14 protein-coding genes and 1 riboswitch are annotated in these 24,271 nt (G+C 70.8%); of the genes, 13 read left to right on the forward strand and 1 reads right to left on the reverse strand.

The window, feature by feature from the left end:
- Positions 1 to 158 precede the first annotated feature (158 nt).
- Positions 159 to 3,020: a M4 family metallopeptidase gene (locus QSJ33_RS10605; RefSeq protein ID WP_285725871.1), complete on the forward strand. Its 2,862-nt coding sequence runs from the start codon at positions 159 to 161 to the stop codon at positions 3,018 to 3,020.
- 51 nt (positions 3,021 to 3,071) lie between these two features.
- Here QSJ33_RS10605 and QSJ33_RS10610 read toward each other — a convergent pair whose 3' ends face one another.
- Entirely contained in the window at positions 3,072 to 4,754 is a 1,683-nt protein-coding gene (locus QSJ33_RS10610) for a DNA repair protein RecN (protein WP_285725873.1), read from the reverse strand.
- A gap of 176 nt (positions 4,755 to 4,930) precedes the next feature.
- On the opposite strand from QSJ33_RS10610, the gene QSJ33_RS10615 reads away from it, so the two are divergent.
- The 12 genes from QSJ33_RS10615 to QSJ33_RS10670 all read left to right on the forward strand — a co-directional run bounded on the left by QSJ33_RS10615 (position 4,931) and on the right by QSJ33_RS10670 (position 24,271).
- Positions 4,931 to 6,964, forward strand: coding sequence for a S1 family peptidase (locus QSJ33_RS10615; RefSeq protein ID WP_285725875.1), 2,034 nt, complete (start codon positions 4,931 to 4,933; stop codon positions 6,962 to 6,964).
- Between the two features lie 339 nt (positions 6,965 to 7,303).
- Entirely contained in the window at positions 7,304 to 11,395 is a 4,092-nt protein-coding gene (locus tag QSJ33_RS10620; protein ID WP_285725877.1) for a hypothetical protein, read from the forward strand.
- 170 nt (positions 11,396 to 11,565) lie between these two features.
- Entirely contained in the window at positions 11,566 to 12,573 is a 1,008-nt protein-coding gene (locus tag QSJ33_RS10625) for a PLP-dependent cysteine synthase family protein (protein WP_285725879.1), read from the forward strand.
- Between the two features lie 154 nt (positions 12,574 to 12,727).
- The gene (locus tag QSJ33_RS10630; protein WP_285725881.1) at positions 12,728 to 13,684 is read left to right on the forward strand and encodes an alpha-ketoacid dehydrogenase subunit beta; all 957 of its coding nucleotides are present in this window, start codon (positions 12,728 to 12,730) and stop codon (positions 13,682 to 13,684) included.
- On the forward strand, positions 13,678 to 14,589 hold the full coding sequence (locus QSJ33_RS10635) for a polysaccharide deacetylase family protein (RefSeq protein ID WP_285725884.1): 912 nt from the start codon (positions 13,678 to 13,680) through the stop codon (positions 14,587 to 14,589). The genes QSJ33_RS10630 and QSJ33_RS10635 overlap by 7 nt, the downstream gene beginning before the upstream one ends.
- Complete coding sequence (locus tag QSJ33_RS10640; protein WP_285725886.1) at positions 14,586 to 17,138, forward strand: tetratricopeptide repeat protein; 2,553 nt, start codon at positions 14,586 to 14,588, stop codon at positions 17,136 to 17,138. The genes QSJ33_RS10635 and QSJ33_RS10640 overlap by 4 nt, the downstream gene beginning before the upstream one ends.
- 7 nt (positions 17,139 to 17,145) lie before the next feature.
- A complete protein-coding gene (locus tag QSJ33_RS10645) occupies positions 17,146 to 18,849 on the forward strand; it encodes a tetratricopeptide repeat protein (RefSeq protein WP_285725888.1) in 1,704 nt (567 codons plus the stop codon).
- Between the two features lie 22 nt (positions 18,850 to 18,871).
- Positions 18,872 to 19,276: a response regulator gene (locus QSJ33_RS10650; protein WP_285725890.1), complete on the forward strand. Its 405-nt coding sequence runs from the start codon at positions 18,872 to 18,874 to the stop codon at positions 19,274 to 19,276.
- Positions 19,273 to 20,367, forward strand: coding sequence for a HEAT repeat domain-containing protein (locus tag QSJ33_RS10655; RefSeq protein ID WP_285725892.1), 1,095 nt, complete (start codon positions 19,273 to 19,275; stop codon positions 20,365 to 20,367). Before QSJ33_RS10650 ends, QSJ33_RS10655 begins: the two co-directional genes overlap by 4 nt.
- The gene (locus QSJ33_RS10660) at positions 20,364 to 21,782 is read left to right on the forward strand and encodes a glycosyltransferase family 2 protein (RefSeq protein ID WP_285725894.1); all 1,419 of its coding nucleotides are present in this window, start codon (positions 20,364 to 20,366) and stop codon (positions 21,780 to 21,782) included. The genes QSJ33_RS10655 and QSJ33_RS10660 overlap by 4 nt, the downstream gene beginning before the upstream one ends.
- Positions 21,783 to 21,835: 53 nt before the next feature.
- A riboswitch (SAM riboswitch) is annotated at positions 21,836 to 21,940 on the forward strand.
- Positions 21,941 to 22,001: 61 nt separating this feature from the next.
- On the forward strand, positions 22,002 to 23,861 hold the full coding sequence (locus QSJ33_RS10665; protein ID WP_285725896.1) for a bifunctional homocysteine S-methyltransferase/methylenetetrahydrofolate reductase: 1,860 nt from the start codon (positions 22,002 to 22,004) through the stop codon (positions 23,859 to 23,861).
- Between the two features lie 122 nt (positions 23,862 to 23,983).
- Entirely contained in the window at positions 23,984 to 24,271 is a 288-nt protein-coding gene (locus QSJ33_RS10670) for a 2Fe-2S iron-sulfur cluster-binding protein (protein WP_285725898.1), read from the forward strand.

Genomic DNA, 24,271 nt, shown 5'->3' on the forward strand with positions numbered 1-24,271 from the left:
ACATTACTTAACTTGCCGGGCCGGGATCGGGCGAAGGAATCTGAGACTCGCTTTCCTGTTCTTTCACCTTCCCGAACGCAGTGCGGTCCCGACCGACGCGGCGCAGCGCCGCTCCAGGTCCCCGGCCGCACCGTTCCATCACCCCACAGGAGTTGCCCATGGCGACCACCCGGGGCAGGCTCGCCCTGTCCTACCTCGCTGCCACCCTCGCTGCCGGAGCGCTGTGCGCCGGTGCCAATCCCCAGGAGTCCCTGCGGGTGACCACCGCCGCCAGCCGCCTGCTGGCCCAGCGGCCCCAGCTCGGCCTGGATGCGGACAACGACTTCCACCTGGGCCGCGCCCACACCGACAGCCTGGGCCAGACCCACGGCCACTTCCAGCAGATGTACAAGGGCGTCCGGGTGTGGGGCGGCGACGTGATCACCCACACGGACCGCGAAGGCAACCCCCTGCCGTCCACCAATGCCCTGAAGCGCAACATCCACCTGAACGTCCTGCCCTCCCTCGGGACCGACGAGATCCTCGCCATCGTCCACCAGGACCTGAACCCCAAGGGCGACTACGCCACCGCGCCGACCACGGAGCTGGTGGTGTATCCCGAGACCGTGACGGTGGCCCGCCCCGGCCGGCGCAGCCTCGACGGCGAGGTCAACGCGGAGGACGTGACCCGCCAGGTGCTGCGCTACACCCTCGCCTACCACGTCCACACCGCCCTGGAGAACGGCGTCGAGGAGACGGCCCACACCGACTACCTCGTCAACGCCCACACCGGCGCCATCCTCAAGAAGTGGAACACCCTTCACACCTCCGCGGCGGTGGGCACCGGCAACAGCCAGTACTCCGGCACGGTGCAGATCAACACCAACAGCACGGCCTCGGGCTATGAGCTGCGCGACATGACGCGCGGGACCGGCGGCACCTTCGGCAACAACGTGGTGACCGACCTGGCCCACGCCACCAGCGGCAACGGCACCATCTACACCAACAGCACCAACACCTGGGGTGACGGGGCCAACTACAACGGCGGCAGCACCACCTCCGCCAACGGCCAGACCGCCGCCGTGGACGCCGCCTACGGCATCCAGGCCACCTGGGACATGTACAAGAACGTCCTGGGCCGCAACGGCATCGACAACACCGGCAAGGCCTCGTACCTGCGCGTGCACTACAGCACCAGCTACGACAACGCCTTCTGGGACGACACCTGCTTCTGCATGACCTTCGGCGACGGCAGCCAGTTCAAGTCCCTGGAGTCCGTCGACGTGGCCGGCCACGAGATGAGCCACGGCGTCTGCGCCACCTCCGTCCCCGGCGGGCTCACCTACTCCGGCGAGTCGGGCGGCCTGAACGAGTCCAACTCGGACATCTTCGGCACCATGGTGGAGTTCTACGACCTGGGCGGCGGCGAGGCGGCCAACGCCACCACCATCCCCGCCACCGGCGGCAACTGGACCATCGGCGAGCAGCTGGAGACCGCCAGCTTCCCCACCCCCCTGCGCTACATGTACAAGCCCAGCAAGGACGGCACGTCCCCGGACGCCTGGTCCTCCACCATCGGCAGCCTGGACGTCCACTACAGCAGCGGCCCCGGCAACCGCGAGTTCTACTTCCTCAGCCAGGGCGCCAGCGGCACCTCCACGAGCGACTACTACAGCTCGTACACCCCCGCCGGGTTCGCGGGCGTCGGCAACGACCACGCCGCCCGCATCCACTACCGGGCCCTGACCACCTACTACACCTCGAACGAGACCTACGCCGACGCCCGGACGGCCCACATCAATGCGGCCAAGGACCTCTACGGCGCCGGAAGCCCCGAGGAGCAGGCCGTGTGGAACTCCTTCGCGGCCATCAACGTGGGCTCGGCCTGGTCCAGCACCCCGCCGCCGCCCTCCAGCACCTTCACGGAGACGGAGCCCAACAACTCCGTCTCCGCCGCCAATGTGGTGGCCCGTACCTACACCGCCATCCAGGGCAACCTCTCCACCACGGGTGACACGGACTTCTTCGCCCTGACCATGAATCCCGGCGAGACCCTCGCCGTCGCGATGACCGGCCCCTCCGGCGTGGATTGGGACCTCAAGCTGGTGGACGCCGCCGGCACCCAGCTCGCCATCTCCCAGGGCAACACCGCCAACGAGAACCTCAGCTACACCAACAGCGGCTCGACCACCAAGACGGTCTACGTCAACCCCTACATCTACAGCGGCACGTCCGCCACGCCCTACAATCTGGCCCTGACCTACTCGGGCGGCAGCACGCCTCCTCCCGCGGACACCCAGGCCCCCACGGTCTCGGCCACCGAGAGCGGCACCAGCGGCACCGTCACGTTCAACGCCACCGCCACCGACAACGTGGGCGTCACCAAGGTGGAGTTCTACGTCGACAACGTCCTGAAGGGCACGGACACCGCCAGCCCCTACACGATGACGCTGGACAGCACGACCCTGGCCAACGGGAGCCACACCCTCGTGGCCAAGGCCTATGACGCCGCCGGCAACGTGGGCACCTCCACCTCGGTCAGCTTCTCGGTCAGCAACACCACGCCGCCCCCCTCCTCCGACCTCGTCACCAACGGCGGCTTCGAGAGCGGCGCCACCGGCTGGAGCGGCACCACCGGCGACATCGGCACCTTCAGCGGCGAGGCCGCCCACACCGGCACGAAGAACTGCTGGCTCCTGGGCAACGGCAGCACCGCCACGGAGACCATCGCCCAGTCCGTGAGCATCCCCAGCACCGCCACCTCCGCCACGTTCAGCTTCTGGCTGCACATCGACACGGCGGAGACCACCACCACCACCGCCTACGACACCCTCAAGGTGCAGGTCCGGAATGCGGCGGGCACGGTGCTCGGCACCCTGGCCACCTACTCCAACCTGAACAAGGGCACGGGGTACACCCAGAAGTCCTTCGACCTCTCCGCCTACAAGGGGCAGACGGTCCAGCTCTACTTCCTCGGCAGCGAGGACAGCAGCCTGCAGACCTCCTTCGTCCTCGACGACGTGAGCGTCAAGGTCCAGTAGGACCTCACCGCACCACCGGGGGGGGCCGCCGCGAGGCGGCCCCTCCTCTTTTCATGCCTGCAGCAGGATGCGGGCGTGCTCCAGGGCCTCGGGCCGGTCGGGATGGCCGGAGAGCAGGCGGGCCAGCTCCCGGGTGCGGTCCTCGCCGGCCACCCAGCCCAGGGCGCTGCGGGTGCGGCCGCCCTCGGTCTCCTTGCGCAGGCGGCCGTGCCGGTCCGCCCGGGAGGCCACCTGGGCCAGGTGCGTCACCGCCAGCACCTGGTGGGCCCGGCCCAGCTCGGCCACGGCCTGCCCCACGGCCAGGGCCGTCTCCCCGCCGAGGCCCGCGTCCACCTCGTCCAGCACCAGGGTCAGGGCCTCGCGCTCGCCCTTCCCCAGCATCAGGCCCGCGCTCATGAGGGACAGCATGAGGCGGCTCAGCTCGCCGCCGGAGGCGATCTTGGCCAGGGGGCGGAAGCCCTCGCCGGGGTTGGATTCGATCCAGATGGCCAGGGCGGAGAAGCCCTGGACCGCCACACGGACCGGGCGGCCCTGCTGGAGGACCGGGCTCCCGGATTCCTCCGCCAGGCCGAGGCGCAGCTGGAGGCGGGCCCCCTTCATGCCCAGGCGGCCCAGGCGCTTCTGCACCTCGGATTCCAGCTTCGGGAGGGCGGCGGTGCGCCGCTCATGCAGGGCCTCGGCCCGGGCCCGGTAGGCCTCGGCGGCCTTCGCCAGGCCGGCCTCCAGCTCCCGGATGGGCGCATCGCCGGCCAGGAGGGACGCCTGCTCCTCCCGCAGGGTCCGGGCCACCGCCGGCAGCTCCGAGGGCTCGCAGCGGTGGCGGCGGGCGAGGCGCTCGTAGAGGGCCAGCCGGGCCTCCAGGGCCTCGATGCGGTCCGCCCCGCCCTTCGACCACTGGAGGGCCTGGTCCTGGGCCAGGGCCAGGAGATCCTCCAGCTCCAGCACGGCGGAACGCAGCCGGTCCTGCTCGGCCACCGCATCGGGCCAGTGCATCACGGCCTTCACCAGCGCCTTGTGGGCCAGCTCGACCTTGGGCACGCCCTCGCCCAGGGCGTCGGCGGCCTCCCGGAAGGCCTGGGCCAGGTGGACGGCGTGGCGGAGGGGCTCCCGCTCGGCCCGCAGCTGCTCCCACTCGCCGGGCTTCGGGGCCAGCTTGTCCAGGTCCGCGAGGGCCTCCGCCAGCTGCTCCAGGCGCTGCTCCCGTTCGGCCTGGCTGCGGCGCCTGGCCTTGAGGGCGGCCTCGGCCTCCCGCACGGCGGCGGCCTCGGCCTCCAGGTCGGGCTCCAGGCCCAGCACCTCGTCGATGAGGGCCAGATGGCGCTCTTCGCCCAGCAGGGACTGGTGGTCGTGCTGGCTGGTGAGGCGCATCCAGATGCGGCCGGCCTCGCGCAGGTCCGACAGGGCGCAGCTGGCCCCGTTGATCCAGGCCCGGCTGCGGCCCGGCCCCACCTCCCGGCGCAGCACCACGGGCTGCTCCTCGGGCAGGCCCCGCTCGGCCAGGAAGGCCCGCCAGGCCTCGAAGCGGCCCTCCACCACGGCCTCCACCACGGCCCGCTCGGCGCCCCGGCGAACCAGCTCCCCGTCGCCCCGGGCCCCCACCAGCAGGGAGAGGGCATCCACCAGCAGCGACTTGCCCGCCCCCGTTTCGCCGGTCAGGACGGTGAAGCCCGGCCCCCAGTCCAGGGACAGGTCCTCCACCAGGGCCAGGTTCTGGATCCGAAGGGACGAGAGCATGGGACCAGTCTAGCGGGGGACCTCCGGTCCGGGCCCTGAAGGCGGGGAGGCCGGCCCTGCCGACGCCGTCGCCCCTCCGTCGCGGATCGCGGTAAACTTCCCGCTTCCCCCCCACGATTGCAGGGCGCCATTGGATCTCCCTCAGTCCTGACCAGCTTGAACAACCCTGGATGCCCATGCGACCGCTCCGCGCCCTCCTGACGCTGGTTCTCCTCCTGCTGCCGACCCTTCTGCCCGCCCAGGAAGGCACCCTCCCTCCGGCGGTCAAGCGAACCGTCGCTGCGGCCTGTTTCGAAGTGGTCGTCAAACGCCCCGATGAGACCCAGGACCCGCTCACCTACGAGAAGGAGCTGCCCTGGGACCTCGTGCCCTTCAACCTCCGCAATGACAAGTACTTCTCCATCGGCACCGCCTTCGCGATCTCCGATCGGGAGCTCGTCACCGCCAACCATGTCTTCGCCCCCCTGTTCACGTCGATGGGTTTCCAGGCCTGCTACATCCGCGACGCGCAGCAGCACGTCTACCAGGTGGACCAGATCCTCGGCCTGGACGAGCAGCGGGACGTCGTGCGCTTCACGGTGAAGGACCGGACCTTCGACCAGTGGCTGCCCCTCAAGGATTCCGTCCAGACCAACGACACCGTCTTCACCGTGGGCAACGCCTACGGAGAGGGCGTGGTGGTCCGGCCCGGCGAGATCATCGGCACGATTCCCGAGCCCCTGAACGGCAGCTGGAACCTCCTCAAGACCAGCGCCAACGTCAATCCCGGCAATTCCGGAGGCCCCCTGGTGGACCCGACGGGCCGTGTCGTGGGCGTCGTCCTGTCCAAGAAGGACAACATCTGCTACTCGCTGCCCACCGCGGAACTCCAGCGGATGAAGGCCCGGACGGCCGTGTTCTACAACAAGATGACCTTCTCGTTCTCCCTGGTGCCCGAGCGCACCAGGGCCCTCGAATGCGCCTTCGAGCTCCCCCTTCCCCAGTCCTTCACCGAGATCCGCACGCACTACGGCGAGAAGTTCTCGGCCTTCTACACCCAGTCCATGGACAGCCTCTTCCAGAGCCTGGGCAGCGAGGGCTTCCCGGACGGCGCCTCCAGCGAGGGCGCCATCCACGACATCCCCTCCAGCGCCCAGCCCCAGGTCATCTTCCAGAACGACACCACCAAGAACTGGGCCTACTCGGGGCTCGACTACAAGACCGCCGAACTGGGCAAGAACGGGCGGCTGCACTACGCCAATGCGAACGGCGTCTATTTCTTCAGGCTCCAGCGCCCGGATGATGTCCCCCTCAAGGCCCTGGCGGAGGACCCGAAGCTGGCCATGGACCTCCTCCTCAAGGGAGCCGCGGTGCAGCGGAAGGTCGGCGGCCAGGACATCCGCATCACGTCCTTCGGCAAGCCCACCCTCACCAAGCCGCATACCGACCGGTTCGGCCGTCCCTGGCAGGAATCCCTGTGGTTCACCCCCTACGATGACGGCATCGTCCTGAGCTACGCCACCCTGATCCCCTCGGGCCTCGTGATGGTGGTGAAGTTCATCGAATCCGGCCAGCTCACCGCGTGGAGCTACGACCTGCCGCGGGTGCTGGACTACACCTACATCCCCTACTTCGCCAAGTTGAGCCAGTGGGAGGACTACCTGCCCCTCAAGGAGCGCCTCCCGGAGACCCTGCGGGGCGTGAAGCTCGAATTCAAGGAGGGCAGGTCCCTGAAGGTGGATGCCCTCTGGGCCCACCTCGCCCTGGACCCCCAGTCGGCGCAGTTGACACCCGGCGCCTATTTCGGGCTCTACATGGGCTTCTCGCACAAGGGGAAGGACATCGTCTGGGACCTGCGCCGGGTCGAGTTCGACGACGAGGAGGATGACAACTATTTCGTGGTCCTCAAGCACACCCACCCCGCCCCCACCCTGCCCGATTCGGACCAGAAAGGCTGGAAGGAAGTGGCCAGGCAACGCCATCCCTATACGGGCAGCGCCTTCGAGGAGGAGGGCAGCACCCGCATTGCCACCCTGCTCCCCGGCTTCCTCGCCCAGGGGACTCCCGCCCTGGACCAGGAAGCCCTCTTCACCCTCTACCTGGTCCGGGTGGGGAAGGTCCCCGAGGGCGACATGCAGAAGCGCCTCGAGCACCTCATGGCCACCCTCGGGCCCTCGGGCCCGGCCCCGGCCACCGGTCCGTCCCTCCACCGACCCGCCGGGCCCCGCTAGCGAGCGGAGGGGCCCGGCAAGGCAGCCCGCCACAGGCCTCGGAGCGTGCCCGTCCGGCAGCCGTGGGCCGGGGCGATGACCCTGGTGTGCCCGCCCAGGCGCCACCACCTTCCTTGTCCCCGCCCCGATGTGGGTGGGTGGCCATCAGCCAGCCCGGCCCGCGCCGTTACCGGGCACGCATCCGAGCGTCTGTCCCGGGCCTGTTCCCCCCGGGGATGAAATTCCAGGGCCATCCAGGTCCAGGATCTGGAAAATGCATAATATACTTTGAGTCTCATTTAACCAATTGCGTGGGGCCCCATGAACCTCCCAAGGATTCCGACCCATTCGAGGGCCGAAGTGGCCTTCATGTTCGCGGCGATGAGTCTCATCGGACTGGCCGGTTTGATCTCCTGTTCGGGCCGGTCCTCCCACAATCGGCCCCCCGTCCTTGGCAACGCCGTCTTCGACAACGGCGGCGTCCCCTTCAACGGCGCCAAGAGCTTCAACCTGCAGACCCTGACCAGGGCCATGGATCCCGAAGGGGGCGCGCTCCGATTCATCGTGGGCCGCACCCTGTCCGGCGCCGACATCGGCAGCCTCACGGTCTCCGGGCCCCTCGGCACCTTCACGCCCCGGCCCGGCGTGGAAGGATCCGCCGTCTTCGAGATCGTGGCCCTGGATCCCCAGGGCGCCGGCTCCCGGCCTGCCCAGCTCACCGTGACCCAGGTCGACACGAAAGCGCCCCAGCTGGATCCCGCCATCTACGACATCACGGCACCCACCACCCAGGACGTGACCGCGAGCATCCGCGTGACGGAAAAGGAGGACCTCCCCCCGCCGCCCGGAGGCTGGACGAGAACGGGCTCCAGCCCAAACTGGACCTACAGCCGGACCTATACCGCCAACATCACCGGCGATCCCTTCACGTTGACCGACAGGGCCGGCAACAGCAGCACCCAGCTCGTCACCATCGCGAACATCGATCGCGTGGCCCCCGTGGTGGAAGACGCGGCCTACTCGACCACGGCCCCCACCAACCAGGACGTGGTGGCGACCTTCCGCACCGTGGAGAACCTGGACGCGCCTGCCGGATGGGCGAAGTCCGTGGAGGCGGCGAGCGGGAAGTTCGCCTACACCAAGACCTACCCGGCCAACACCGCCGAGACGGTCTCCTTCTTCGATGCTCCGGGCAATCGCACGGACAAGGTGGTGAACATCACCTGGATCGACAAGCAGGCCCCGACGATGGTGACCTTTGATGCCACCGGCCTGACCAGCACCTCCGCCGATCTGCTCCTGGTGGCGGATGAGGATGCCAAGGGGTACCTGTGGTTCCCCGCCGCGCCTCCGGCCACCGAACCCACCCCGGATGACGTCGTCCAGCACGCCACGGCCGATGCCACCCTCCTGACGCTGGCGGGGAACCAGGCGACGACCTACCCCAGGACCGGGCTCCTGCCCGACACCCCCTACGTGGCCTACCTCGTGGCCGAGGACCCGGCGCTCAACCGCTCGGCCGTCCGGAAACTCGCGTTCCGGACCTCGGTGACGCCCGACGCACCGACCCTCAACCCGGCCCCGACAGGCAGTCCCTCCGGCAGCGACCTGGTGATCACCTGGGGTCTTTCGGATGCGGATGGCGTGCAATTCGGGAAAGTGGACCTCTTCAGCGTGCCCGGCGGCCTCACCGCCACGGCCCCGAACGCGAGTGGCAGCTCCCAGGTGACCTTTCCGAACCTGCCCCGGGGGACCTACACGGCCCTCGCCCATGGCCAGGCCATGAACGGCACCACCGGGCAATGGGCGGACATCACCTCGCCGCCGTCCAACGCCATCGCCGTCCCCAACCACGCCCCCAGCCTGCCACCCGCCATCGCCCTCCCGGCCGGAAGCCAGGGGACGCCCTACAGCCAGATCCTCCCCACGGCCACGGACGTGGATAGCGATCCGGTCACCTACGCCCTCACGGGCACCCTCCCCGCGGGGATCAGCTTCGCTCCGGGAACCCACAGCCTGACGGGCACCCCCACCGAGGCGGGCACCTTCGGCCTGTCCTACGCCGCCAGCGATGGCCAGGGCGGCAGCACCAGCCGGAGCCTCTCCCTGGTGATCGCACCCACCACCTTCCTCATCCAGGGCAATGCCGGGACGGCGGGCACGACGCTCACCTACGTCGATGGCACGACGAAGACCGTCACCGCGGATGCCTCCGGGGCCTACAGCCTCCCCGTCCCGTACGGCTGGTCCGGCACCGTCACCCCCGCCAAGGCCGGCTACACCTTCTCCCCGGCCAGCGCCACGTACCCCCAGGTGCTCGCCAACCAGGCCCAGAACTACACCGCCTCGGCCATCACCTACACCCTCAGCGGCAATGCCGGGGTGGGGGGCGCGACCCTCACCTACGTCGACGGCACGACGAAGACCGTCACCGCGGATGCCTCCGGAGCCTACAGCCTCCCCGTCTCCTACGACTGGTCCGGCACCGTCACGCCTTCCAAGGCCGGCTACACCTTCTCGCCGACGAGTTCCACGTACACCCACGTGCTCGCCAACCAGGTCCAGAGCTACACGGCCACGGCCATCACCTACACCCTCAGCGGCAACGCAGGCGTGGCGGGCGCAACGCTCACCTACGTCGATGGCACGGCGAAGCTGGTCACCGCGGATGCCTCCGGGGCCTACAGCCTCACCGTCCCCTACGGCTGGTCGGGCACCGTCACGCCCGCCAAGGCCGGATACACCTTCTCCCCGGCCAGCGCCACCTACACCCAGGTGCTCGCCAACCAAGCCCAGAACTACACGGCCACGGCCATCACCTACACCCTCAGCGGCAACGCCGGCGTGGGGGGCGCGACCCTCACCTACGTCGACGGCACGGCGAAGACCGTCACCGCGGATGCCTCCGGGGCCTACAGCCTCTCCGTCCCCTACGGCTGGTCCGGCACCGTCACGCCCGCCAAGGCCGGCTACACCTTCTCCCCGGCCAACGCCACCTACACCCAAGTGCTCGCCAACCAGGTCCAGAGCTTCACGGCCACGGCCATCACCTACACCCTCAGCGGCAATGCCGGGGTGGGGGGCGCGACCCTCACCTACGTCGATGGCACGACGAAGACCGTCACCGCGGATGCCTCCGGGGCCTACAGCCTCACCGTCCCCTACGGCTGGTCCGGCACCGTCACGCCCGCCAAGGCCGGATACACCTTCACGCCGGCCAGCCGGAGCTATGCCAACCTCACCGCCAGCCTGGCCGGGCAGGACTACAGCCTCGCCAACCTGGTGCTGTCGGGGTCGGCCGATACCCAGGGCAACTCCAACTTCACCATCACCAACCTCGGCGGGGCCATGACCTCCGCCTTCACCTGGGAGCTCTACCAGAACGGCGCCTTCCTCACCAGCGGCCCGTTCCAGCTGACGGCAGCCGGAACCCCCGGCGCGACCTCACAGATCTCGATCAATGGGTTGTACGGGAATGTGACGGTCGTCCTCAAGGACGGCAGTTCCACCCAGATCGCCAGCGCCACCGTCTTCGTGGAGTTCCACCCCGGCGTGACGATCAAGCAGGCCAGCACCCAGGCCGATCCCACCAACCTGAGCCCCATCCTCTTCGACGTGGTGTTCGACGGCCCGGTCACCGGCTTCGACGCCAGCGGCGTGGTCATCACCGGCATGGCGGGCACGCCTGGCATCACCGTGACCGGCAGTGGTGCCAACTACCAGGTGGCCGTGACCGGCATGGCCAATGGCGAGACCGTCTCCGCCGCCATCCGCGCCAACGCCGCCCTCAGCACGACGAGCGGCTTCGGCAACCTGGCCTCCCGCACCGGGTACGACAACCACGTCACCTACTACCAGATCAACCTCGTGCTTTCAGGCTCTGCGGACCTCGCCGGGAATTCCAACTTCACCATCACGAATCTCGGGGGCCAGATGCTCTCCGACTACACCTGGGACCTCTACCAGAACGGGGTCTTCCTCACCAGCGGCCCCTTCAGGCTGACGGCCGCGGGAACCCCCGGCGCGACCTCACAGATCTCGATCAATGGGCTGTACGGGAACATCACCGTCGACATCAAGGATGGGACGACGGCGAGCGCGGTCCAGATCGCCAGCTCCACCGTCTTCGTGGAGTTCCACCCCGGCGTGACGATCAAGCAGGCCGCGGGCCAGGCCGATCCCACGAGTTCGAGCCCCATCCTGTTCGACGTCGTCTTCGACGGCCCCGTCACCGGCTTCACGTCCAGCGACGTCGTGATCACCGGCATGGCGGGAACGCCCGGCGTGACCGTGACCGGCAGCGGAGCCAACTACCAGGTCGCGGTGACCGGCATGGCCCCGGGCGAGACCGTCACCGCCACCATCCCCGCCAACGTCGCGGTCAGCACGACGAGCGGATTCGGCAACCTGGCCTCCCGCACCGGGTACGACAACCACGTCACGTTCAACTAGGACGAAGCCCGCCCGCAACAGGACCCGAGGCCGGGGCCCTCCCGGCCGGGTGGGGATCGCACAGTCCATGGATTGAATCAGCCCCGGGGTGCTGGAAGGGGGCGATCCGCCTCCGGCAAGGATTCCTTCCGGCTGACGGCGCCGGGCATACTGGCAACGGGAGGAACCCCATGCACTACCGGAAGCCCTGCGGCAGCGTCCTGGAGGCCATCGGCAACACGCCCCTGGTCCGGCTCCGCCGCGTCGTCGCGGACCTTCCGGCGGAGATCTTCGCCAAGCTGGAGTTCATGAATCCCATGGGCAGCAGCAAGGACCGCATCGCCCGCTACATGATCGAAGCCGCCGAGAAGGACGGCCGGCTGAAGCCCGGCGACACGATCATCGAGAACTCCTCGGGCAACACCGCCATGGGCCTGGCCCTCCTGGCCCTCCAGAAGGGCTACAAGCTGAAGGCCGTGGTGCGGGACACGATCTCGAAGGAGAAGCTCAACCAGCTGCTGGCCCTGGGCGTGGATGTGGTGAAGGCGGACACGAGCCTGCCGCCGGAGCACCCGGAGAGCTACAACCACCTGGCGGTCAAGCTGGCCCGGGAGACGCCCGGCTGCTACTTCCCCGACCAGCATGGCAACCGCGAGAACAACGCCGCCCACTACCACGGCACGGGCCCCGAGGTCTGGGAGCAGATGGAGGGCCGCATCGACGTCTTCGTGGCCGGCGCCGGCACCGGCGGCACCATCGGCGGCACCGGCCGCTACCTCAAGGAGCAGGACCCGAAGATCCGCGTCATCGCCGTGGATCCCGTGGGCTCCGTGTTCTCGCCCCACTTCCGGGGCGAGAAGGAACCCAAGGCCGGGCCCTACAAGATCGAGGGCCTGGGCGACGAGTTCCTCATCCCCACCATGGAGTTCGACGTGGTGGACGACATGCTCCAGATCACCGACCGCCAGGCCTTCCACCACGCGCGGCGCCTCGTACGGGAGGAGGGCATCCTGGGCGGCGGAAGCAGCGGCGCGGCCCTCTGGGCGGTGCGCCAGGTGGCGAAGCGCCTGCCGCCCCGGGAGAAGCCCTACCGCATCGTCACCGTCTTCCCCGATGGCGCGGGTCGCTACCTCAGCAGCATCTTCAACGACGCGTGGATGGCCGCTCAGGGCCTCCTCGAGCCGGATGCCGAGGGCTGACAATGAAAAGCCTCCACGAAGGACACGAAGACGCCCTTCGGGCGCCTGGCAGGACACCAAGAGAGGTGAGAGCGCCTGGCCTTCGTGCCCTTGGCGTATTCTTCGTGCCCTTCCCGGAGATCCTTTCAAGTCCTTCCCGCCCACGGAGCTGACCATGTTCAGCGGCACCTACGTCGAGGCCATCCGCCAGGCGCTCCACGATGCGATGGAGGCGGATCCGCGCGTGTGCTGCCTGGGCGAGGACATCGGCGTCTACGGCGGCGCCTTCCGCGCCACGGAGGGCCTGCTGGACCGCTTCGGCCCCGACCGGGTGCTCGACACGCCCATCTCGGAGCAGGCCATCGCGGGCTCCGCCATCGGCCTGGCCCTGATGGGCCAGCGGGCCGTGGCCGAGTTCCAGTTCATGGACTTCGCGCTGCTCGCGTCGGATCTCATGGTGAACTTCGCCGCCAAGGCCCACTGGCGCTGGGGTGCAAGCGTGCCCGTGGTGTTCCGCGGGCCGGCCGGCGGCGGCAACGGCGGCGGGCCCTTCCACAGCCAGAACCCCGAGGGCCACTTCCTGGGCAGTCCCGGCCTGAAGGTGGTGACGCCTGGCACGGTCCGGGATGCCTACGCCCTGCTGAGGGCCGCCATCGACGATCCCGATCCCGTGCTCTTCCTGGAGCACAAGCACCTCTACCGGCGCCTCAAGGACCAGTGGGACGAGGCCCCCACCACCCGCCTCGGCGAGGCCGCCCTGCGGAGGGACGGGGGCGCCGCCGCCATCGTCACCTACGGGGCCGTCCAGCACGTGGCCCTGGAGGCCGTGGCCGAGCTCGACGTGGCCGTGCTGGACCTCCGCACCCTCTGGCCCCTGGACGACGCCGCCATCGAGGCCCTGGCGAAGCGCACCCACCGCGTGCTGGTGCTCACGGAGGCCAGCCGCACCTACGGCCCCGGCGCCGAGCTGGCAGCCCGCATCCAGGAGGCCTGCTTCCCCTGGCTCGATGCCCCGGTGATGCGCCTGGGCGGCGCCGACACCCCCGTCCCCGCCAGCCCGCCCCTGGAGGCCGCCTGGCTGCCCGGCCCCGCCGCCATCCGCGCCGCGGTGGAGCGACTGCTGGCATGGTGAGCCTCCGCGCAGCCTGGCGGACCCTCGCCCTGGCGGGACTCGCCGGCCTCGGCCTCGCCGCCCAGACCCTCACCCTCACCTTCGATGACGGGCCGAACCGGGTGCGGACCCCCCTGCTCTCGCCGGAGACACGGAACGCCGCGATCCTCAAGGCCCTCGGGGATGCCAAGGTGCAGGCCATCGTCTTCGCCAACGGCATCGACGGCGGCGACACCCCGGAGGGCCGGGCGGCCCTGGCCGCCTGGGGCCGGGCGGGTCACCTGGTGGGCAACCACACCTACTCGCACCTGCGCCTCGCGGACCTCGCCGCCTTCGAGGCGGACGTCCAGCGTTGCGACGCCCTGATCCGGGGGATCCCGGGCTACACGAAGCTGTTCCGCTTCCCCTACCTGAAGGAGGGCGCCACCCTCGAAACCCGGGACGGCATGCGGAAGGCCCTGGCCGAGGCCGGCTACCGCAACGCCCACGTGACCATCCCCACCTTCGACTGGCTCATCGACGAGCACCTGCGGACCCGCCTCAAGGCCGATCCCCAGGCCTCCCTGGAACCCTACCGGACCTACTACGTGGAGGACGTGCTGGACCAGGCGGACCGGGCCAGGGCCCTCGCCCTGAAGCTGACGGGCCGGGAGGTGAAGCACGCCGTCCTCCTCCACCACTGCCTCCTGAACGCCCTCTTCCTGGGCGAACTCATCCACGCCCTGCGGGCCAACGGGTGGACCCTCGTGGGCCCCCTGGAGGCCTACGCCGATCCCATCTACCAGCAGGCGCCCCGGACCCTGGACACCGGCACCAGCCTCCTGAGGACCCTCGCCGCGGAGCGGGGGCTCCTGCCCGGCCGCGCCGAGGGCCTGGAGGCGGCCTACGCCCGCGAGCGGGAACGCCTGCGGGAGGCCGGCCTGTGATCCTTCCCGCCGCGCCGCCCGCCCTCGTGCAAGCTGCCTCCCAGGATTCGCTGCTCGTCCAGGGGCAGAAGGCCCTCCATGCGGGCCGTCCCCTGGAGGCCCGGCGGTTCCTGGAGGCCTGGCTGGCCGCCCACCCGGACGATGCCGATGCCCGCGTGGCCGCGGGCTTCGCCGACCTGCGGCTGGACCGCGTGCGCGAGGCCGAGGCTCAGTTCCGCCGCGCCCTGGAGCGGGCGCCCGGGTACGCCGATGCGGCCTATGGCCTCGGTCTCTGCCTCCTCCGCGAAGGGCGCGACCGGGAGGGACGGACCGTCCTCGAAGCCGCCCTGGCGAAGGAGCCCGCCCGCGCCGAGCTCAAGGAGGCCGTGGCCCGAGCCCGGATCCTGGCGCCCGATCCGCCGCCCCCGATGGCGCCCCTGGCGAGGCCCCGCAGCCTGCAGATGCCCGCCCGCATCGAGGGCCAGCGCTTCGAGGTGGCCGACGGGAAGGGGGGCTGGCGGGCCTTCTTCATCAAGGGCATCAACCTGGGCGCGGCGCTGCCGGGCCGGCATCCCAGCGAGTTCCCGGACAAGGCCACCTACGCGGGGTGGATCACCGAGATGGCCGAGCTGGGCGTGAACGCGATCCGGGTCTACACCATCCACCCACCCGGGTTCTACGAGGCCCTGGCCGAGCACAACGCGAAGGCCGCAAAACCCATCTGGCTCATCCACGGCGTCTGGACCGAGCTGCCGCCCGGCGACGACTTCCGCGAGGAGGGCTGGTGGTCCCGATGGCGGCTGGAGATGCGGCGGGTGGTGGACCTGATCCACGGCCGCGCGGACATCCCCCCCTCGCCGGGCCATGCCTCGGGCGCCTACCGCGCCGACGTGTCGAAGTGGACCCTGGCCATCATCCTCGGCCGCGAGTGGGAGCCCTTCAGCGTGGAGGCCTACAACGCCCGCCATCCGGGCCTCTCCGACTACCGGGGGCGCTTCCTCGCCGTGACGCAGGGCAACGCCACGGAGGTGTTCATGACCGTGGCCATGGACTACTTCCTGGACTACGAGTTCGACACGTACCACGCCCAGCGGCCCCTGGCCTACACCAACTGGCCCACCCTGGATCCCCTCACGCACCCCACCGAGTCCACCAAGGACGAGGAGCTGGCCTGGCGCCGGAAGCTGGGCCTCCCCCTGGGCAAGGGCGAGATCCACGAGTACGACAACGACGCGGTGGGCCTGGACCTGGAGAAGGTGGAGACCCTGCCCGGGTGCCGGGCGGGGATCTTCGCCAGCTACCACGCCTACCCCTACTACCCGGATTTCATGAACCTCGATCCGGGCTACGCCAAGGGCGGGGACACCTACGCGGCCTACCTCCGGGACCTGGTGGCCCACCACCGCCGGCACCCCGTGGTGATCTCCGAGTTCGGCGTGCCCAGCTCGCGGCTGGTGGCCCACTGGCAGCCCCAGGGCATGACCCACGGGGGCCAGTCGGAACGCGAACAGGGCGAGCAGGACGCGCGCCTCTTCCGCGACATCCACGACTCGGGCTGCGCCGGGGGCATGCTCTTCGCCTGGATCGACGAGTGGTTCAAGAAGAACTGGCTGGTCATCGACGACGAGGTGCCCCTGGAGCGCAAGCCCCTCTGGTACAACGTCGAGGACGCCGAGGAGAACTACGGGCTCCTCGCCTACCATCCAGGCGCCGCGGGACCCTCCATCCGCATCGACGGCCGCGCCGGGGACTGGGCCAAGGTGCCGGACTACCTCGCGGGCCCCGACCTGCGGCTGAAGGTGCTGGCCGACGAGGGCTGGCTGCACCTGGGCCTGTTCTTCCGCGGGCCGATCCCCGACTGGGCGAAGGAGGGCCTCGCGGTGGGCATCGACACCCACGGCGTCGACCTGGGGGACCACCGCCTGCCCTGGGGCCTGGACCTGCGCTCCCAGGCGGGGCTGGAATTCGTGGTGCGCTTCCAGGGCGACCAGACGGCCCTGTACGCCGACGCGCCCTACGACCTCTTCACCCACCGCCTGGACCGGCCCATCCGCAGCGTGGACAACGACGCGGGCCGCTTCGTCATGCCCATGACCGAGAGCAACCGGCCCCGCATCGGCCGCGACGGCACCCGCTTCCCGGGCCACCGGCAGGAGATCGGCTGGCTCCGCCGGGGCACGCAGGATCGGTCGGACCCCGCCTTCGATTCGCGGGCCGAGTGGCGGGAAGGTACGGCCGGGGACGGCTGGAGCTTCCTGGAGGCCCGCATTCCCTGGGGGCTCCTCAACGTCACCGACCCCAGCTCCCGACGCGTGATCCGGGATGCCATCCCCCCGGGCGACGAGGTGGGCACCGCAGTGACCGAGGGCTTCCGCCTCTGCCTGGTGCGCTTCCGGACGGACGGGGCCGGGCGGCTCCAGCCCGCCGGCTCCCTGCCCGCGGCCCGGGAGGGCGTCCTGCCCCTGCCGCCCCTGTTCACCTGGGCCACCTGGGAGCAGCCCACCTTCCATCGCGTCCGCAAGCAGTCCTTCGACCTGGTCAAGGCCTGCCTCCACGGCCTCCCCGACTGAGGTTCCCATGGTCCCGCTGCCCGCCCCTCCCGCGATCCAGGCCCCCGAACCCCTGGGCGTGCTGCTCGACCGGGCCCGGAAGGCCCGGGAGGCGGGCCGCCTGGGGGAGGCCATCCAGGCCTACGACGCCATGCTGGCCCAGGTGCCGGATCACGAGACGGCGCTCCTGGAGCGGGCGGAGACCCTGGGCTGGGCCGGTCGCTTCGCCGAGGCCAGGGAAGGGTACCTCGCCTTCCGGAAGGCCTACCCGGCCCGGGCCTACACCTCCGACCTGGCCCTGGCCCGGCTGGCCGCCTGGCAGGACCACACGGCGGAGGCCCTGGCGCGCCTCGACCCCTGGGTGAAGCAGGAGCAGCGCCAGGCCCTGCTGGACTCGGCCACGTACCTGAGCTGGAGCGGGCGGCTGCCGGAGAGCCTGGCCCGCGTGCGGCGGTGGCGGCTGGCCCATCCCGAGGACCGCGAGGCGATCCTCCTGGAGGCCAGGGTGCTGGCCTGGGCGGGCCGGAACGCGGAGGCCCGCGGGGCCTACGACCGCCTCCTGGCGCAGGCGCCCGGCGACCGGGAGGCCCTGGCGGGCCTCGCCCGGCTGTCGATCTGGGAGGGCGACACGGCCGGCGCACGGCGGATCCTGGACCGCATGCCCGCCGCGGCCCTGGCCCATCCGGAATCCCAGCTGCTGCTGGCCCAGGTGGAGGCCGCCGAAGGACGGACCCGCTCCGCGCGGCGTCGGGCCGACGCCCTGGCCCAGGGCGGGCCGGCCCAGCGGGATGCAGAGGAGCTGCGCGACGACCTGGCCCGGGCCAGGGGCCCCTGGGTGGAGCTCGCGGCGGACCGCACCGACACCAGCGAGGGCCTGCGCACCGAGAACCCCGCCCTCCGCGCCCGGGTGCCCCTGGGCGACGGGGCCCTGGACCTGGGCCTGGCCTCCCGCCGCAGCGACTTCCAGGGCGCCCTGCGCCGGCCCTCGGAGGCGAGCCTGGGGCTCTCCTACCCGCTGGGGGCGCGCATGACCCTCTCCGGTGCCGTCCGCCGGATCTCCGACAGCGGGGGCGGGCCCGCCTGGGGCTACACCCTCGGCCTGGGTGCCACGCCCCTGCCGGGCCTGGACCTGAGCCTCTCCCGGGAGCGCAGCCTGGCGCTCTTCACGCCCCAGGCCGCGGCCCTGCGCACGGCCTTCGTCAGCACCGACCTGGGGGCCACCTGGCGCTTCGGCCAGGGGCGTCACGCCCTCAGCGGGGCCCTGGGCCAGGCGGACGTGACCTCCAGTGCCCTGGGCCTGACCTCCACACGCCGCAGCCACATGGCCTCGTACGAGTACCGGTTCCCCGTGACCGCCCTGGACCTGCGTGGCGGCCTGATGATCCGCGGCTTCGGCTACGACCGGACCCTCGCCCTGGGCTTCTTCAACCCGGAGCGGTACCGCTGGAGCGGCCTCTTCGGCAGCGCCGCCTGGCGGCGGGGACGGACCTTCGAGCTGGGCCTGGGTGCCCAGGCCGGAACCCAGACGGTGAATGGCGGCGCGGGACAGTTCACCTGGTCCTATCGGGCGGGCGCCACCTGGCATCCCCGCGCCTGGCCTGCCGACCTGTCGGCCTGGTGGACCCAGAGCGTGGCCGGCCTGCCCGTCACCACCCCCCTCGACCCCGCTGCCTACCGGGAGCACACCCTGGGGCTCTCCCTCAGGATTCGCGGGAATCATTGGATTTGGTAGAACCCTTGCTAGACTTTTTCCCATGACGCGCAGCTGGCCTGAGCACACCCGGGTGCTGGTGGTGGAGGATGACTTCCCCACCGCCCGCCTCATCCAGGCCCGCCTGGAGATGGAGGGGCTCGAGGTCCTCCCCGCCGGCAACGGGGTGGAGGCCCTGGACCGGCTCCAGCGCGAGGAGGTGGACCTCATCACCACCGACCTGATGATGCCGGCCATGAACGGCTTCCGGCTCGTGCAGGAGGTGCGCGACCTCCCGCCCCCCAAGGGGCGCATCCCCATCCTGCTGATCTCCAGCAACCAGAACGAGCAGGACATGGTGCGCTGCCTCGCCGCCGGGGCCGACGACTACATGACCAAGCCCATCTCCGCGCAGGTGCTCGTGGAGCGCCTGTGGCGGCTCTTCGAGCGGTCCCGCCGCGGGGGGTGACCATCCGTCCCCTGGACCTGCCCGAGGGCCTGCTGCTGCAGATCCTGTTCTGGGCCACCCTCGCCCTCATCGGCCTGGTGAGCGCCCTCGTCCTCTTCGGGGCCCTGCTGCAGGCCCGGCGTGACCGGCAGAACCGCCACCGCATCGCCTGCTTCCGGGACTGGGAGGCCCGGCTCGCGGTCCACCTCTTCGGCGAAGGGCCTGGAAGGCATCCCTTCGGGGAGGTCCCCCGGCGCGACCGCTGGCTCTTCCGCAGCTTCCTGGCCCGCTACCAGGCCACCCTGGCGGGACGGGAGGCCCTGCTCCTCCGGGAGCTCTACCTGGGCCTGGGCGTCCACACCTCCCTCCCGCGGCGCCTGCGGAGCCGCCAGCCCAGGACCCGGGCCCGGGCCGCCCAGGAGATCGGGGCCTTCCGGCTCGGCGGCTACCTCGGCCTGCTTCCGCCCCTGCTCCACGATCCCGTTCCCTACGTGGCCCACGCGGCGGCCCAGGCCCTCACCCGGAGCCGGGACCTGGCCTACGCGGGGCCGGTGATGGACTGGGCCATCCACGAGGACACCTACCAGCGCGAGCGGCTGCTCCGCGTGCTGGAGGGCTTCGGTCCGGAGCTGCTGCCCTGGATGGAAGCGCACCTGCCGCTCCCGGAGGCCGATCCCGGCCCCTGGGTGCTCTTCGCCCTGCTGGCCGGCTCCCAGCGCCACCGGGAGAGCCAGCCGCGCCTCCTGGACCTGCTCGGCATCCCGAACCTCGACCTGCAGGCCTCCACACTCAAGGCCCTGGCGGCCCTGGCGGATCCCACCCTCTACGACCGGGTGCGCCCCCTGGCCTTCCACGAGGCCTGGGAGATCCGGGCCCAGGCGGCGCGGGCCCTGGGGGTGCTGGGCGGGCCCGGGGCCGTGCCCGACCTCATCCAGCTCACGGCGGACCGCGTCTTCGAGGTCCGCCGCAACGCCGCCCAGGGCCTCGCGGACCTGGGCCACGCCGGGGCCGCGGCCCTCGGCTGGCTGGCGGAGGATCCCGGCGCCGACCCCTTCGCCCGGGACATGGCCCGGGAGCGCCTGGAGTGGGCGGACGAGCGGGGGCACCAGTGAACCTCTCCCGCCTCCTCGCGGCCCCGGTGCAGTGGGGCTTCCTGCTCTACTTCCTCCTCCTGCAGCTGACCCACCTGGCCCTCATCCTCCGGGCCTTCGCCACCACCCGCCGCTACCAGGATGAGGTGGAGACGGACCGCCTGGACACGGCCTTCGAGACCAGCCACTCCAAGCCCATGACCCTCGTCTGCCCCGTCCACAACGAGGAGGCGGGCGTCGTGGCGAGCGTGAACAGCCTCATCAGCCTGCGCTACCCCGAGTTCCAGGTGGTGGTGGTGAACGACGGCAGCACGGACGCCACACTGGCGCGGCTCGTGGAGGCCTTCCGCCTCCGGCCCAGCCACCGGGTCCTGCGCCAGCTCCTGCCCACCCGGGAGGTCCACGGCATCTACGAGAGCGCGTACGTGCCGAACCTGGTGGTGGTGGACAAGGTGAACGGCGGCAAGGCTGATGCCCTCAACTGCGGGATCAACCTCGCCCGCTACCCCCTCGTCTGCTGCATGGACGGCGACAGCCTCCTGGAGAACGACGCCCTGCTGCGCATCGCCCGGCCCTTCATGGATCGTCCGGGCCTGGTGGCCTCCGGCGGCGTCATCCGCCCCCTGAACGGCTGCCGGGTCACCACCATGGGCATCCGCGGCATCCACCTGCCCGACTCCTGGCTGGCGCGGTTCCAGATCGTGGAATACCTCCGGGCCTTCCTCTTCGGCCGGGTGGGGCTGGCCTCCCTGGACTCGGTGTTCATCGTGAGCGGGGCCTTCGGCGTCTTCCGGAAGGACCTCGTGGTGAGGGCCGGGGGTTTCGACCCGGGCACCGTGGGGGAGGACTTCGAGCTCGTGGTGCGCCTCCACCGCCGCATGCGCGAGTGGGGCCAGCCCTACCACCTCACCCTCGTGCCCGACCCCATCTGCTGGACCGAAGTGCCCGAGGACTTCAGGACCCTCGGCCGCCAGCGCAACCGCTGGCAGCGCGGGCTGTGGGAGGCCCTCTGGAAGCACCGCCGCATGTGGTTCAACCCCGCCTACGGCCGGGTGGGCCTCTTCTCCATGCCCTACTTCCTGCTCTTCGAGGCCCTCGCCCCCGTCATCGAGGCCTGCGGCTACCTCGTCTTCGCCTGGTCGGTCTGGCGCCACTCCATCAACACCCCCTTCGCCGTGCTCTTCCTCTACGTGGCGCTGCTGCTGGGCGTGCTCAATTCCGTGGTGTCCGTCCTGCTCCAGGAGATCAGCGGCCACCGGTACCAGGGGCTGCGAGCCTTCGGCCTCCTGCTCGTCGCCGCCGTGGCGGAGAACTTCGGCTACCGGCAGCTCACGCTCTGGTGGCGCCTGCGGGGCACCTTCGACTGGCTCCGCGGCAAGGGCGGCTGGGGCCACATGCGGCGCCGGGGCCTGGGACGGGCCGTGCCGCCGGCTTGACGCCCGACCCGGGGCCGGCGCATGCTGGGGGCTCGATCTTTGGCAGTCCAAGAGCGCTATCCAGAAAGGTGGAGGGAAAAGGCCCTGTGAAACCTTGGCAACCAGCGAATGCAAGGTGCCAATTCCTGCCCCCGGCGCGTCCGGGGGAAAGATACCGACCCGGTTCGGACTGACCCAAACCCCTGGATGACGATCGACGGACTGCCCCCAGGCGCAGCCATGTCCCTTCCCACCTTCCAGCAGGCCCTCGCGGCCGGTACCTGCGTCCTCTTCGACGGGAGCACGCCCTCGGCCCTGTACGACCGCGGGGTGTTCATCAACCGCAGCTTCGACGAGGCCAACCTCCAGTCGCCGGACCTGGTGCGGGGCATCCACGCCGAGTTCCTCGCCGCCGGGGCCCAGGTGCTCACCACCAACACCTGGGGGGCCAACCGGCTCAAGCTCGCTGCCTACGGGCTGGAGGGGAAGCTGGCGGACATCAACCGCGCCGGCGTGGCGCTGGCCCGGGCGGCCGCGGCCCAGCAGGGCTCGGCCGCCTGGGTGGCGGGCTGCCTGGGCCCGCTGGGGGTCCGCATCGAGCCCTGGGGTCCCACCTCCTTCGACGAGGCCCGGGCCGTCTTCCGCGAGCAGGCGGAGCTCCTGGCCCAGGCCGGCGTGGACCTCTTCGTGCTCGAGTCCTTCGAGGACCTGAACGAGATCCACCAGGCCCTCCTCGCCGTGAAGGAAACCGCCGACCTGCCCGTGGTGGCCATGATGAGCACGGACGAGGAGGGCCGCGCCCTCTACGGCACCGAGCCCGAGTGGTTCATCCGCAAGCTCGACGAGTGGGGGGCCGATCTCGTGGGCACCAACGGCGGCAACGGCCCCGCCCCCCTGCTGCGCCTGCTGGAGCGGTTCCGCACCGCCACCGCCAAGCCCATCGTCCTGCAACCCAACCCGGGCCTGCCGCGGATGGTGGACGGGCGCCTGCTCTACATGGCCAGCCCCGAGTACCTGGGCGAGTTCGCCCGCAAGGCGCTGGCCGCCGGAGCCCGCGCCGTGGGCGGCTGCAGCGGCACCACCCCCGCCCACATCCGCGCCATGCGGGGCGCCTTCCGCCAGGCCCAGGCCTTCGTGCAGGCCGCTCCGACCGGCGCCCCCACCTCGCAGGAGCAGCCCCAGCCCGAGGTGCCCTTCGCCTTCCGGAGCCGCTTCAGCACGAAACTGGCCCAGGGCGAGTTCACCCACACCGTGGAGCTGGTGCCCCCCAAGGGCATGGAGTACGACAAGCTGCTGGCGAAGACGCGCCAGTGCCGGGCCCTGGGCGTGGACGCCATCAACGTGCCCGACGGCCCCCGGGCCATGGCCCGCATGTCCGCCCTGGCCACGGCCCTCATCATCGAGCAGCACGTGGGCCTGGAGACGATCCTCCATTACGCCTGCCGGGACCGGAACCTGCTGGGCATGCAGAGCGACCTGCTGGGCGCAGCGGGCCTGGGCCTGCGCAACCTCCTGGCCGTCACCGGCGATCCGCCGAAGCTGGGTCCCTATCCCCAGGCCACCGCCGTGTTCGACGTGGACGCCATCGGCCTCGTGAACATGCTCAAGCGCCTGAACACGGGCCTGGACCTGGGCGGCGCCGGCATCGGGGCGCCGACCCGTTTCAGCATCGGCGTGGGCGCGAACCCTGTCGCGCCGGACCTCGAGCGGGAGCGGCACCGGTTCCGCCTCAAGGTGGAGGCCGGCGCCCAGTGGGCCATCACCCAGCCGGTCTTCGACGCGGACAGCCTCTTCCGCTTCCTGGACTTCGCCCAGTCCCTGGGGGGCGGCGGCATCCCCATTCTCGCCGGCATCTGGCCCCTCAAGAGCCTCCGCAACGCCGAGTTCATGGCCAACGAGGTGCCCGGCGTGGTCCTGCCGAAGTCCCTGCTGGCCCGCATGGCCCGCCGCACCACCGCCGAAGACCAGGTCAAGGAGGGCCTCGACATCGCGCGGGAGATCATCGAGGCCATCCGCCCCCGCATCCAGGGCCTCCAGCTCTCTGCGCCCTTCGGCCAGGTGGAGCTGGTGGCCCCCCTGCTGCCCAGACGGGAGGCCTGAATGAATGACCCGTGCGCACCACCAAGGCACCAAGACACCAAGAAAGGCAAAGAATTGCTTTTGCAGTTCTTGGCGTCTTGGTGTCTTGGTGGTGATCTTTCAGGTTCTCCCTCGGGTGATGCATGTCGGTAAAGGTCCACTTCCTCCTGGAGGATCTGCTGGTGGAGGCGCCGGCGGGGACGCCGCTGCAGCGCATCGCGGACGCGGCGGGGGCCGACATCACGTTCGGCTGCCGCACGGGGAGCTGCGGCACGTGCCGCGTGCGCGTCACGGAAGGCCTCGGCCACTGCGGCGAGCCGGGGCCCGAAGAGCGGGACTTCCTGGCGGGCCTCGGCGCCCCCCCCGATCAGCGCCTGGCCTGCCAGGTGGTGGTGCAGGGCGACGTGGCCATCGAGTACCTGGGGCTGTGA

The organism is Geothrix rubra (genome assembly GCF_030268065.1).
GTDB classification, from domain to species: domain Bacteria; phylum Acidobacteriota; class Holophagae; order Holophagales; family Holophagaceae; genus Geothrix; species Geothrix rubra.

Excerpts from the sequence above, each read along its gene's own strand:
- QSJ33_RS10605 (WP_285725871.1), top strand. The coding sequence starts at position 159 with ATGGCGACCACCCGGGGCAGGCTCGCCCTGTCCTACCTCGCTGCCACC.
- QSJ33_RS10670 (WP_285725898.1), top strand. The coding sequence starts at position 23,984 with ATGTCGGTAAAGGTCCACTTCCTCCTGGAGGATCTGCTGGTGGAGGCG.
- QSJ33_RS10635 (WP_285725884.1), top strand. The coding sequence starts at position 13,678 with ATGGTGAGCCTCCGCGCAGCCTGGCGGACCCTCGCCCTGGCGGGACTC.
- QSJ33_RS10665 (WP_285725896.1), top strand. The coding sequence starts at position 22,002 with ATGTCCCTTCCCACCTTCCAGCAGGCCCTCGCGGCCGGTACCTGCGTC.
- QSJ33_RS10610 (WP_285725873.1), bottom strand. The coding sequence starts at position 4,754 with ATGCTCTCGTCCCTTCGGATCCAGAACCTGGCCCTGGTGGAGGACCTG.
- QSJ33_RS10650 (WP_285725890.1), top strand. The coding sequence starts at position 18,872 with ATGACGCGCAGCTGGCCTGAGCACACCCGGGTGCTGGTGGTGGAGGAT.
- QSJ33_RS10625 (WP_285725879.1), top strand. The coding sequence starts at position 11,566 with ATGCACTACCGGAAGCCCTGCGGCAGCGTCCTGGAGGCCATCGGCAAC.
- QSJ33_RS10615 (WP_285725875.1), top strand. The coding sequence starts at position 4,931 with ATGCGACCGCTCCGCGCCCTCCTGACGCTGGTTCTCCTCCTGCTGCCG.
- QSJ33_RS10645 (WP_285725888.1), top strand. The coding sequence starts at position 17,146 with ATGGTCCCGCTGCCCGCCCCTCCCGCGATCCAGGCCCCCGAACCCCTG.
- QSJ33_RS10630 (WP_285725881.1), top strand. The coding sequence starts at position 12,728 with ATGTTCAGCGGCACCTACGTCGAGGCCATCCGCCAGGCGCTCCACGAT.